Source organism: Labrenzia sp. 011 (assembly GCF_003075075.1).
Classification (GTDB): domain Bacteria; phylum Pseudomonadota; class Alphaproteobacteria; order Rhizobiales; family Stappiaceae; genus Roseibium.
The window spans coordinates 1-12017 of sequence record NZ_QCYM01000037.1; the positions used below are offsets into that span (position 1 = coordinate 1).

A 12017-nucleotide genomic window follows, 5' to 3' on the forward strand; every position below is an offset into this window, starting at 1 on the left:
GTATAAAGCATATAATTGCTTCAGGAATTAAGCGTGTCGTATACATCGAACCTTATCCGAAAAGTAAAGCTCATGAATTACATGGAAATGACGTGTCAGTCGAAAGTGAAAGCGGTGATACAGTTTCCTTTGTTCCGTTCATTGGAATATCCCCATATAGATATCGAGATATTTTTCAGAAGGGGAAAAGAAAAAATTCAGATGGGACTGCAATGAGTTGGATGAGTGACAAACCTAAGCCGATGCTTGATCCTGGACTTGGTACCTATCTCGAAACTGAAGTTTCTGAGATGACGTCATTGACAGGTAGCTTTGACCGACCGCAAAGTTGAAGCTTAGAGTTAAACGCGAATAGCAATTTGTGTTAGGGTTTGCCAAATCAATCCAGCATGGCTCGTGCATCCTGGATTGGCATGAACAGTCGAAGTGGGGAGCCTTGCAAAGGCCAGAATCCGTATCCGGAATATATGGCAAGCCGTCGCTTTGTGGCTTCTTCATTCCCGCAATCCATGACATCCAGGAGCACAACCGCGATCCCAACTTCCTCGGACGCCTTGGCAAGCTTCTTTAGCGCCTCAACTAAGATCACGCCTCCGAGGCCCTTTCCCTGAAACCTCTGATCAACGCCAATCATCGAAATAAAGGCAGCCGGAATTGAACCGTGGCTCGGCCGCGTTCGAGCATACTTCTTTGGCAACTCGGCATAATCGACTGAATGGGCGTTGACAGCGTAGAAGCCCAGCAATTGTTCGTCCGCGTCGAGCAGCACAGACACTCGAACATTTCCAGCCTTCTGGAGCTTGTTTGCTGTTTTTTTGAAATAGTTGTCGACCTGGTCGACACCGCATGAAAAAGCCGTTCGATCGTGTCTGTCTGGATCGAACGGCTCGAATTTGAGATGCCGCGATATGTCACTCACTGTCGGCAACTATCTCCCTGTGCAGCTTTGCAGCGGCCAGCAGCTTTTTCGTCGGGGCGGCCGGGCGCTCAAGAGCGTTAAAAAACGCAGCATGATCGACTGGCGCCAGCACCGTACGTTCATGCGCAGCAATCACATCCTGGGCACGCAGAAATGCTGCATTGGTCGTGAACGTGCTGAGATCCATGCCGGAAAGTTCAGCCGCCTTTTCAATCGCCGCCTTTATCGAGGCTTTTGTCCGTATGTTCAGCCTGGCGTCGCTCTTCTCTTGCCGAGAAGATGCGAGATCCGTTGTTCCCAACATATTCGCCTCTTTTGCTCGCGTGGTTCGAAGGGTAAGCCCATGCGCAACGTACGTCAATTTGACACACAATTCAAGATCGAGGCGGGCAGAAACATCAAGCGACAACGCAACAACTGGAACATGCCAATTCGATGAAACACCCGCGCTGCGTAAAAACATGAGCTGGCCGGTAGCCTCACCTCTAACGCATACGCATAAGTTCGTAGGCCTGAAGCACAGAACCGATGCGGTCGGCTTCAGAGACGACCCTCGCTCAAAAGACCAGCAATCCGGTTCGATTGCGGTTTCCGGAAAAACGGGACTGCAGGTTCGAAAGGTCAATGGGCGGTTCCGGCGGCGGTAGCGGTGGCACAATTGAGGTGAGATTCAAACCTTTGCGCATATGAAATACGCGAAGATCAGAATTCTTTGACATTCGAGACGGAAAACCCTAACTTTCTCGCAGGTCAAATACGTGAAAGTTAGAAGATTGCTCTATCTCGTTGGCGAGAATCTTGACAAAAGTCGTGCACACTATCAGGCCGAAACCGGCAAGATTGTGCAACTCATGCGCGGCATCTACGTCGATGCCGGCGCCGATGCGGACGTCGATGTGCTTCGGCATTCCATCCGGATTGCCCGCTATCTCTATCCTCGCGCTTATCTCTCCGCTGCCAGCGCTGTCCTGCTCGCGCCGACGCGCGATGGACGGCTCTTCATAAGCGGGCCGCGCAGTCAGCGGACCCGTATCAGAACCCTGGAAATCATCCAGAACGTGGCCCCCGAACACCCGGCCGTTGCCACCGCCGTCATCGATGATGGCATGGGGGAATTCCACGCCAATGTCTCGTCCGTTCGTCAGCGATTTCTCGAAGGCTTTCGCCTGCGCAGTGAGCATGCCGCTTCACTCGATGAGGCAATGCGTGCCGACATCGCACAGCGACTGGTGGACGAATACGGCAGCCCCAAAGCCGCTGCCGATGCGCTATGGGCCCTGGCCCGTGAAAACGAGTGGTATCGCGAGGGCGAGCAGGCAGAACGCTATATTCTTCATACCGGCACAAAAATTGAAATCCGCAACGAAGCAGCGCTCGATTTCATCGTTGCATGGCACGGAACCCATATCGGGCATCTCATGTACGACGGCTTTGAATGGCGCTGGAAACCGGACGAGGGGTTCGATCTGCCGCTGATCCAGCAGCGCGTTCCCGGCCAGCTGCCGCCTTTCATTCTCTCTCTTCTGCCTGAGGGGTGGCTGGAGCGCGTTCTCAAGGAAAGCGATGAACGCGCCGTTCTGCGCTCGGGAAAGCGCTACATGTCGAACATCACCATCAGCACCAAGGCTACCGATCTTGACGCCTTGCCAGCCGACATTCTGACCTGTCGTCTGAACGATTTCAAAACGGATGGCATCTTTACCGGCACCTATGCGGGACCAGGCCGTGGGGACATCGAGCAAAGCTTTGAAGAGAAGCTCGCGCGCCTTTACGACAGCGCCGACACACCGCGTCTGTCCGGAGTGCAGATCAAGGCACCGATGTTCCTCGGTGAGGACGGGCAGCTCGCTCCCGGTACCGGGTTGCCGTTTACGCATATACTCAAGCCCGCCGGGACAAGCGGCTTCCAGGCACTGCCGGTGATCGAATTTCTCGCCATGGCGCTCGGTCGCCACGCCGGGCTCGACACGCCCTCGACGGCGCTGGTTGCCATGCCGGACGGGATGCCGCCTGCGCTGATTGTCGAGCGCTTCGACATTCGCACGTCCCCTGACGACAAGCGGCGAATAGCGCTTGAAGATTTGTGTTCAGTTCTCGATCTGCCTCCCGAAGCGAAATATGACGGCACGATCGAGCGTATCGCGCGTGCCGTGCGGCCGCTCTCATCCGAGCCGGAAGCCGATCTGCTGCTCCTGCTCAAGCGCGCCTTGTTTGCCTGGCTCGTTGCCGATGGAGACATGCACCTCAAGAACCTGGCACTGCTCAAGGTCGCCCAGCCGGAAACACGCAGCTTCGAAACCGTGCGTGTCGCGCCGCTCTATGACGCCGTCACCACGGTCGTCTTTCCTGGCCTCGAACATGATCGCATGGCACTGAAGATCAACGGCAAGGACAATCGCCTGCGCCGCGCTGATTTCCTCAGGACGGCAGCGATCGCCGGCGTGACCGCCGGCGCGGCGAACCAGGCGATGGACGCCGTCCTTACCGGGCTTCGCGCGGGTATTGATGCCGTCACCATTCCCGATGTTCCCGGCATAGACGAAGACATTGCCGCCAAGGCCGAGCAAATGCTCAGGCTCTGCCGCGAACGCGTTGACGCTTTCGAATGATTTTGGGCCCACAAGGCAATTGCATTGACTGAACCGCGCCAGCCATGGCCGCATAGCTTAAGCCAAATGATCTCCGGCAAACTCGGGGCGGTTCACCAGCCTAGGAACCGTGTTTTGCAAGCAAAGGCATAAAGCAGGAGAAAAGTTCGGCCTGTGATGAAATATTACATTTGCGGTAGAGTTGTTTGCGGATGACCTTCACAGTCTGGAAACTGATCCCCAGTCTCAAGCCGATTGAAACCGACGAGTGCCCGCGCAGGATCAACAGGGCCACTTCCGCCTGACGTGGGCTCAGTCTGACGTCCAACTCCTGCTCGCCGGCTGTGATCAACGTGCTGGTGAGGTCGGCTTCGGAATATTCACCGCCACCTTCAAGGTCGGACCAGTGCTGTTCAACAAGGCTGCAGACGATCGGCGACAGTCTACCAGCCAGAAGCAAGTCCCGGCTGGAGTACTTGCGGGCAGAGGATGCATCTCTTCCCAGACAGACATGTACCGAGACCCCGTCCGAAGGATAGGCGACATAGCCAATTTCGTCGATCAGGGTCGTCCGCTGGTAATACGCGGCAAAATACTCGTTTCGATGGAATTGGTCCGGAGCAATGTCCTTGAGCCGGTACAGCCCGCGGGGAGCCTTTTCCACATGCAGGGCATGAAAGGGGTCGAGCAAATAAATTCCCGATATATAGTCGCTGTCGAGCTTTTCGTGGACACGTTTTTCGACCGTTTGCGCAAACAGTACGTCCGGCTGCCGATCCTGGAAATACGCGAGCATTGTGGTGTTATCAATTTGAAAGCACCGATTAAGCCACTGAAACAGTGCACTTTCAAAAGCGTTGCTGCCGATTGAGGCTATTGCTTCGCCAAGCAGTTTTTCTGCCGAATTGGGAAGATGCACGGCATACCTCCTTAGGGGTATATACCCCCGTATTTTATATTTTTACGCTTAAAGCAATAAAAGTAGGGGTATCATCAAGAGGTTCGCATGGCTAGTCCCGAGATTGCTGTCTCTGTTGATCAAGTCGTCAAACGCTACGGGAATGTGACCGCCCTGAATGGCGTGTCGCTCGATATCCGGGAGAATGAATTCTTCACTCTGCTCGGGCCATCAGGCTGCGGCAAGACCACTTTGCTGCGCGCCATTGCCGGTTTTGAAGATGTCACGGAAGGCCATATCCGGCTGAAGGGACAGGATCTCGTCGACCAGCCGCCGTTCAAGCGGCCAGTCAACACGGTCTTCCAGCAATACGCGCTCTTCCCGCACATGAGTGTGACCGAGAATGTCTTGTTCGGCCTGCTACGCAAGAGCTGGAGCCGGCAAGACGCGGAACGCCGTGCCCAGGATGTGCTGGAGCTGGTGCAGCTTTCCGACTTTGCCGACCGCAAGCCCGGTCAGCTTTCCGGCGGCCAGCAGCAGCGCGTGGCTCTCGCCCGGGCTCTGGCGCCGCGGCCGGAAGTGCTGCTTCTCGACGAGCCGCTCTCCGCACTCGACCTGAAGCTGCGCCAGGCGGTACGGATGGAGCTCAAGGCCATACAGCGCGAAACCGGCATCGCCTTCATCTTCGTGACCCATGACCAAGAAGAAGCGCTCACCATGTCGGACCGGATCGCCGTCATGTCTGCCGGTCACGTGCAGCAAGTGGGTACTCCAAAGGAAATCTACGAAACGCCGGTAAACCGCTTTGTTGCCGACTTCATCGGCGAAACCAACCTGCTGGATGTCCAGGTCCTGTCCGTCACCGGCGGCTTGGCCCAGGTTCTGATGCCAGGAAATCGGAACTTCAAATGTCCGGCGGCAGCCGTGGTGAATGCTGGCCCCGGACACCTGTCCGTACGGCCCGAACGCATTTCCGTCTGTGCCGAGGCGGCCGGAGACCTGAGCGCCACTGTCATCGACCACACATATCTCGGCACGGACATTCAGTTGCATGTGAAGCTAGTCGACGGCGAGGCCATGAGCGTCCGCCTGCAGAACGCGGAAACCACGTTGATGCCGGAAACCGGGGTCGTTGTCGGCCTGAGTCTGGAAGCAGGCGCCGCGCGCCTGCTCGCTGACTGATGGTGGACGGAGCGCCGATGGGCGCAGGCAACTCGTCCCAGATCTACCAAGGCAGCGGCTGGAAGCTGCTGTTTCCCTCCTGGATCATCATTGGCATCTTTCTCCTGGCTCCCGTCCTTATGATGGGCGTCTACTCTTTCCTGACAAAGGAATTTCGCGGCGGCGTAATCTGGCAGTTCTCGCTCGATGCCTATGACCAGTTCTTCTTCGACCGGGGACTCTTCGGAGACGAGCCTCCGAGGCTGGAGTGGACCTATATCGGCATCTTCTGGCGCTCGATCTGGCAGGCAGGCCTGGCCACGATCGCATGCCTGCTAATCGGTTTCCCAACGGCGTGGTTCATCGCCACGAGAAATCCGAAGTCCCGCTCGACCTGGCTGTTTCTCGTCACCATCCCCTATTGGGTCAATCTGCTGATCCGGACGGTCTCGATGAAGTTCCTGATCCGTGACACCGGGCCGTTGAACGAGTTCCTGCTGTCGTTCGGGATCATCGACGCGCCGCTCGGCCTGATCAATACGAACTTCGCCGTGCAGCTCGGCCTGTTCTATTCCTATCTGCCTTTCATGGTGCTGCCGATCTATGCGGCGGTGGAGCGCTACGACTTTTCCCTGTCGGAAGCGGCCGCTGACCTTTACGCAGGCAGATGGACCATCCTGCGGCTGGTGATCCTGCCCGTGGTGAAACCTGGCATCGTTGCTGGCTGTATCTTGGTCTTCGTACCCTCTCTAGGAGCATTTCTGGCGCCGGATCTTCTGGGCGGTGCCAAGACCTTCATGATCGGCTCGCTGATCGAGGAGCAGTTCAAGGGCAACGCTGGCAATTGGCCGTTCGGCGCTGCCGCCTCAATGATACTTCTAACCATCGTCATGTGCGTGCTGCTCGTTTACGCCCGCAACCAGAACAAGGTGGAGGCACGCTGATGGCCGGCAAGACTGACCTGCGCCGCTTCCCCGGCTTTCTCGCCGTAACGACCCTTTGTCTTTTCGTGCTTTATGCCCCACTGATCGTCGTCGCCGTCTATTCCTTCAATGCCTCGACCTCGATCACCAACTGGGGCGGCATGTCCCTGATGTGGTACGTCGATGTCTTCACCGGGCCGGAAGCACCGAAGTTTCAAAAAGCAGCCCTCAACTCCATGATCATTGCGGTCTGCGCCTCGGTGATCGCGACCATTGTCGCGACGCTTGCTGCCGTCGCGATGACCCGCGCCGGACGGTTACGGGGCAAGATTTTCTCATTCGCGCTGATCAACCTACCGCTGATGGTGCCGGAAGTGGTGACCGCCGTGGCGAGCTTGGTGTTCTTCTCTGCGATCGGCTTCACCACCGGCTTGACCACCATCCTGATCGCACACACGGTTTTCTGCATTCCCTTTGCCTATCTGCCGATTTCGGCTCGGATGCAGTCGATCCCGGACATGTACGAGCAGGCGGCAATGGACCTCTACGCGTCACCGCGCGAAGCCTTCAGGCTCGTCCTGCTGCCACTGATGACGCCGGGTATTCTCTCCGGTTTCCTGCTTGCTTTCATCATTTCTCTCGACGACTTCCTGATCACCAATTTCGTCAAGGGAGCCGGCGTCGAGACCCTGCCGACCGCCATCTTCGGCTCGGTAAAGCAGGGCATCAAACCGAACATAATGGCCATTTCCACCCTCATGCTCGTCGTGTCGGTGGCCTTTGTTTCCCTTTCCTGGCTGGTCGGCCGGATGGGGCAAGACAAAAAGAAAAACAACTGAAACAGCATCCAACCAGAGTGGAGACTTTCATGAAGAAATTACTCACGACAACCGCCCTGGCTCTGATGAGCCTGACTGCGGGAGCACACGCCGAAGGCAAGCTCTCGATCTACCACTGGTTCGAGTACATCCCGCAGGAGCTGCTCGACAAATTCGCCGAGGAATATGACGTCGAAGTCACCATGGACACGTTCGACAGCAACGAAGCCCTGCTCGCCTCTCTGAAGGCTGGCAAGCTCGGCAGCTACGATGTCGCCGTACCGGGAGACTACATGGTCAAGATCATGGCTGGCGAAGGCATGCTCGACACATTCGAGCCGTCCGAACTGTCCAACTTCGGCAACATTGAAGAAAAATGGGTGGACGTCGACTTCGATCCGGGCCGCAAGAGCTCCATTCCCTACCAGTGGGGATCCACGTCCTTTTCCGTCAACAAGGACGTCTATTCCGGTCCGCTCGACAGTCTCGGCCTGATCTTCGATCCGCCGGCGGAGCTGACAGGCAAGATCAACGTGCTGGACACCGCCGGGGAAACGCTGACCCTGGCCTCGCTCTACCTTGGCATTCCGCAGTGCACTTCCGACAAGGCGCAGCTGAAGGAACTCAATGCCCTGGTCCAGAAGGCCAAGCCCGACTGGGCCTCCTTCGGCTCTGACGCTGCCAAGGACGTTCTGGTGTCAGGCGATGCCGCTGCCGGCATGATCTGGTCCGGATTCTCCGCTAAGGCCCGTTCTGAAGGTGCCAACATCGAGTACGTCTTCCCCAAGGAAGGCATGATCGTGTGGATGGACAACGTCGTCCTTTTGAAGGACGCACCGAACCGTGAAAACGCACTGAAGTTCATGAACTTCCTGCTGGAACCCGAGAACGCTGCCACTGTCACCAACTACGCCCAGTATACCGCCGGCGTGAAGGATGTGAGCGAGTTCCTCGAGCCGGAAGTGGCGAATTCCCCGGAATCCAACCCGCCGGCAGACCAGAAGGGTGTCTTCGTCGAGGCCTGTCCGGAAGACGTTCAGGTTCTCTATGACGCCATCTGGACCAATCTGAAGAAGTAAGAGCAAGGAACCGGAAGACCATGAAACTGGCGCTCTATCAGGGACCTGCCACCTGCGGGGATATCGAGGCGGGGTTCAACCGCCTCCAGACTCGGCTGTCGGCAGCCGCCATGGCGGGCGCCAGCATGGCCGTTTTTTCCGAGCTGTTTCTTCCCGGCTACAACCTGCCGGACCTGCACAGGTCTCTCGCCCAGCCTCTGGGCGGGCAATGGTGCCAGCGGCTGTCGGATCTGGCGGCCAATGCCGGTTGCGGCCTGACGGTCGGCTGGACCGAACTTGACGGCGAAAACGTCTACAACGCAGCCACCGCCTTCGGCACCAGGGGCGAGATACTCGGCCACTATCGCAAGATCCAGCTCTTCGGCCCCATGGAAAAAGCAAGCTTCGCCTTCGGTGAGCGCTACACGACCTTTGATTTTTGCGGCCGGAAAACAGCAATCCTCATCTGTTACGACATCGAGTTTCCGCAGCATTGCCGCGCATTGGCAGACCGGGGCGTTTCGCTGGTGCTGGTACCGACCGCCAATCCGCGGCGTTTCGAGCATGTTTCCCACGCATTCGTGCCGTCGCGTGCGGCCGAAGCGGGACTGACCATCGCCTATGCCAACTACTGCGGCCCCGAAGGCGACATCACCTTCGGCGGCAAATCCTTGATTGCCGGTCCCGATGGCAAGGCGCTCGCCAGCGCAGGGACCGGTGAAACACTTCTGGTCGCGGATCTCGCACCAGTATCAGACATCCCATGGGACCTTCTGTCCCGCCAAGATCAGGATTATCGGGAGGGAAAGTTCCAATGAACATCAAAATGGATATCACCACGGATGGGGTATTGACCGCCGACACCCACCTGATCCAGTCCTTCGCCGACTTGAACCTGCTCAAACAGGACGGCGCCCGCACCGTGATCGTCGGCGCGCATGGCACCATGGTGCGCGACAGCGAAGGCAACGAGCTTATCGACGGCATCGGCGGACTGTGGTGCTCCAATGTCGGGCATGGGCGCAAGGAAATCATCGACGCGATCACGAAGCAGCTGAACGAGCTGGACTTCTACTCGACCTTCTACAATTTCACCCATCCGACGGCCGCGGCTCTCGCAGAGAAGATCTCCAGTCTGGCGCCGGGTGATCTGAACAAGGTCTATTTCGGTAATTCCGGCTCAGTTGCCAATGACAGCGCGGTGCGCATCCTGCACCACTACAACAACCGTCTCGGCCGCCCGAAGAAGAAGAAGATCCTCAGCCGCTTCGGCGCCTACCACGGCTCCACGCATCTGGCGATCGCCATGACCACACCGGCCTATTCCGAAGGCTGGGATCATGCGGAAGGTCTGGTCCATCACCTGAAGAGCCCGCATTACTGGCGTGAAGGTGACGGGATGAGCAAAGCTGAATTCTGCGATGCGCTGGTTCAGGACCTTAAGGACACAATCGAGCGCCTGGGCGCGGAAAACATTGCGGCCTTCGTTGCCGAGCCGATCCAGGGAGCTGGCGGCGTCATCGTTGCCCCCGACGGCTATCATGCACGCATGGCGAACGTCTGCGCAGACTATGACATCAAGTACATCGCCGACGAGGTGGTCACCGCCTTCGGCCGCCTGGGCCATTTCTTCTCGTCCCTGGACGTGTTCGGCCACACGCCGGATATCATCAACACTGCCAAGGGGCTGACATCAGGCTATCAGCCGCTGTCCGCCACCATTGTCTCCGACGAAATCCACGAGGTGATTTCCCGTCCCGGCGGCATGTTCCTCCATGGCATGACCTATTCCGGTCACCCTGCCGCAGCCGCCGCCGGCCTTGCCAATATCGCGTTGATGGAAAAAGAACGGATCCCGGAGCGGGTGCGCACGACAGGCAAATTGTTCGAGAACACCCTGCGCGGTCTTGCGGATCTCGATATCGTCGGCGAAGTGCGCGGCAGCCACTTCATGATGGGTGTGGAATTCGTCAGGAACAAGGACACCAAGGAAGGCTTCACTCCCGAGGACGCCATAGGGTTGAAACTCGCCCGGGCCGCCCAGAGACGCGGGCTGATTGCCCGACCGCTCGGCAATATCCTGATCCTGTCCCCGACACTGATCCTGACCGAAGGGCAGATCGGCCAGATCGGCGAGATCCTGCGCGACAGCATCGAAGACGTCACTGCCAACTTGTGAGCCCCCCTTCAGGGCGTCCCGAATAAAGACGCCTGCCACTTTCAAAGTGAAATTCCGTAGCAGACTTCAATCATGAACAACGCCTATGCCCTGCTCGACAAACTTATCTCCTTTCCGACCATCAGCCGGAACGGAAATATCGATCTCATCGGCTGGGTACATGATCTGCTGCAGCAAGAAGGGATCAGGTCCAGGCTTCTGCCCTCGGACAGCGGCGATCGCGCCAATCTTTTCGCAACCATCGGCCCCGACCGCCCGGGAGGTGTGGTGCTCTCGGGCCATACGGATGTCGTTCCCACGGATGGTCAGAACTGGACTTGCGATGCCTTTTCCCTGCAAGAGCGGAACGGTCTGCTTTACGGCCGGGGGACCGCTGACATGAAGGGCTTTGTAGCCTGTGCCATTGAGACTTTTCTTCAGGCCGTCCGGAAACCTCTCAATGCACCGCTCCATCTTGCCCTTTCTTATGACGAGGAAATCGGTTGTGTCGGCGTTCGTCCCATGCTGGACGATCTGAAAAGGGCCGGACTCAAGCCCGCTTGGGTGCTGGTCGGCGAGCCGACATCCATGAGGGTCGCTACCGGACACAAAGGCAAACTGGCCGCGCGCGCCACGTGCTGCGGTCACGCGGTCCATTCTGCCCTTGCCCCAACCGGTCTGAACGCACTCCACATGGCGGCGGATTTCTTGTCGGAAATCCGGGCTCTCCAGAACGAAACTTCGCAAACTGGTCCCCAGGATACAGACTTCGACATACCCTATACAACGTTGCATGCAGGGATCATGCAAGGCGGTACGGCTCTCAATATTGTGCCGGATATTTGTACGCTGGACGTCGAAATCCGCAATGTTCCGGCAGAAGATGCCCGGTCCCTGCTGGAGCGCCTGTTTGAAACGGCCACCCGCCAGGAAACCGTTTTGAAAGACCAGTTCCCGGACGCCCGTATCCGGATTGACGTACTGAACGCTTATCCAGGCCTGGAAACGCCGCCTGACAGTCCACAGGTTGTCCAAGCCCGTGCCATTTCGGGGAGCAACACCCCGCTGAAGGTCGCCTTCGGCACGGAAGGAGGACTGTTTCGCCAGCATTTCGATGTGCCGGTTGTCATCTGCGGGCCTGGGTCGATGGATCAGGGCCACAAGCCGGATGAATTCATTGCCCGCGATCAAATGGAGCTCTGCCGGCGCATGCTGGCACGGCTCGTCGATACGCAAGCCGCATGACCAGGCCGCCCCCCCCCCCCCCCCACAACTCAACCACCCCAAGCGGGAGCACCAACCTCACCACTCAAGAGTATCCCATCCGCGGGAGCAGGGCGTCCGGGCTGGCCGGGCTGACCTCCAACCATGCCGCATCGTGTGCGCCCCCGTCCCGTTCCTGCCCCACAGACATGACCACAACTCCGTCTTTATCAGCCCAGTGCCCCGCCTCGTCCCTCTGGTCACCCTGCGCCGCGGCGTTTCTCTACACTC

Annotated in this window: 11 protein-coding genes and 1 pseudogene; 9 read left to right on the forward strand and 3 right to left on the reverse strand. The window is 57.9% G+C overall.

Features of this window, described 5'->3' with window-relative positions:
* Positions 1–332, forward strand: a pseudogene (locus DCO57_RS23625) (deoxycytidylate deaminase); the annotation flags it as partial.
* 47 nt (positions 333–379) lie between these two features.
* Here DCO57_RS23625 and DCO57_RS21800 read toward each other — a convergent pair.
* A complete protein-coding gene (locus tag DCO57_RS21800) occupies positions 380–919 on the reverse strand; it encodes a GNAT family N-acetyltransferase (RefSeq protein WP_116701034.1) in 540 nt (179 codons plus the stop codon).
* Positions 912–1382, reverse strand: a complete 471-nt coding sequence (locus DCO57_RS21805; RefSeq protein ID WP_347876559.1) for a DUF1778 domain-containing protein — start codon at positions 1380–1382, stop codon at positions 912–914. The genes DCO57_RS21800 and DCO57_RS21805 overlap by 8 nt, the downstream gene beginning before the upstream one ends.
* Before the next feature lie 310 nt (positions 1383–1692).
* On the opposite strand from DCO57_RS21805, the gene DCO57_RS21810 reads away from it, so the two are divergent.
* On the forward strand, positions 1693–3528 hold the full coding sequence (locus tag DCO57_RS21810; protein ID WP_116701036.1) for a type II toxin-antitoxin system HipA family toxin: 1836 nt from the start codon (positions 1693–1695) through the stop codon (positions 3526–3528).
* 100 nt (positions 3529–3628) lie between these two features.
* Here DCO57_RS21810 and DCO57_RS21815 read toward each other — a convergent pair whose 3' ends face one another.
* Positions 3629–4426, reverse strand: a complete 798-nt coding sequence (locus DCO57_RS21815; RefSeq protein WP_116701037.1) for a helix-turn-helix transcriptional regulator — start codon at positions 4424–4426, stop codon at positions 3629–3631.
* A gap of 87 nt (positions 4427–4513) precedes the next feature.
* On the opposite strand from DCO57_RS21815, the gene DCO57_RS21820 reads away from it, so the two are divergent.
* From DCO57_RS21820 to argE, 7 genes are all read left to right on the forward strand, one after another.
* A complete protein-coding gene (locus tag DCO57_RS21820) occupies positions 4514–5587 on the forward strand; it encodes an ABC transporter ATP-binding protein (RefSeq protein WP_116701038.1) in 1074 nt (357 codons plus the stop codon).
* 17 nt (positions 5588–5604) lie between these two features.
* Positions 5605–6510 (forward strand): ABC transporter permease, encoded by a 906-nt coding sequence (locus DCO57_RS21825; RefSeq protein ID WP_208978083.1) that lies wholly within the window; start codon positions 5605–5607, stop codon positions 6508–6510.
* On the forward strand, positions 6459–7328 hold the full coding sequence (locus DCO57_RS21830) for an ABC transporter permease (RefSeq protein WP_244287998.1): 870 nt from the start codon (positions 6459–6461) through the stop codon (positions 7326–7328). Before DCO57_RS21825 ends, DCO57_RS21830 begins: the two co-directional genes overlap by 52 nt.
* Before the next feature lie 29 nt (positions 7329–7357).
* Complete coding sequence (locus DCO57_RS21835; RefSeq protein ID WP_116701040.1) at positions 7358–8386, forward strand: extracellular solute-binding protein; 1029 nt, start codon at positions 7358–7360, stop codon at positions 8384–8386.
* Positions 8387–8406: 20 nt separating this feature from the next.
* The gene (locus tag DCO57_RS21840; RefSeq protein ID WP_116701041.1) at positions 8407–9183 is read left to right on the forward strand and encodes a carbon-nitrogen hydrolase family protein; all 777 of its coding nucleotides are present in this window, start codon (positions 8407–8409) and stop codon (positions 9181–9183) included.
* A complete protein-coding gene (locus DCO57_RS21845; protein ID WP_116701042.1) occupies positions 9180–10544 on the forward strand; it encodes an aminotransferase class III-fold pyridoxal phosphate-dependent enzyme in 1365 nt (454 codons plus the stop codon). Before DCO57_RS21840 ends, DCO57_RS21845 begins: the two co-directional genes overlap by 4 nt.
* A 72-nt stretch (positions 10545–10616) precedes the next feature.
* Positions 10617–11768 carry an acetylornithine deacetylase gene (gene argE / locus DCO57_RS21850; RefSeq protein ID WP_116701043.1) on the forward strand — a complete coding sequence of 384 codons (1152 nt, stop codon included), beginning with the start codon at positions 10617–10619 and terminating at the stop codon, positions 11766–11768.
* The last annotated feature ends 249 nt before the right edge of the window (positions 11769–12017 follow it).

What these genes read in the sequence shown, in the direction of transcription:
- DCO57_RS21805 (WP_347876559.1), bottom strand. Translation starts at nt 1,382, where the DNA reads ATGTTTTTACGCAGCGCGGGTGTTTCATCGAATTGGCATGTTCCAGTT.
- DCO57_RS21820 (WP_116701038.1), top strand. Translation starts at nt 4,514, where the DNA reads ATGGCTAGTCCCGAGATTGCTGTCTCTGTTGATCAAGTCGTCAAACGC.
- DCO57_RS21825 (WP_208978083.1), top strand. Translation starts at nt 5,605, where the DNA reads ATGGGCGCAGGCAACTCGTCCCAGATCTACCAAGGCAGCGGCTGGAAG.
- DCO57_RS21835 (WP_116701040.1), top strand. Translation starts at nt 7,358, where the DNA reads ATGAAGAAATTACTCACGACAACCGCCCTGGCTCTGATGAGCCTGACT.
- DCO57_RS21840 (WP_116701041.1), top strand. Translation starts at nt 8,407, where the DNA reads ATGAAACTGGCGCTCTATCAGGGACCTGCCACCTGCGGGGATATCGAG.
- DCO57_RS21845 (WP_116701042.1), top strand. Translation starts at nt 9,180, where the DNA reads ATGAACATCAAAATGGATATCACCACGGATGGGGTATTGACCGCCGAC.
- argE (WP_116701043.1), top strand. Translation starts at nt 10,617, where the DNA reads ATGAACAACGCCTATGCCCTGCTCGACAAACTTATCTCCTTTCCGACC.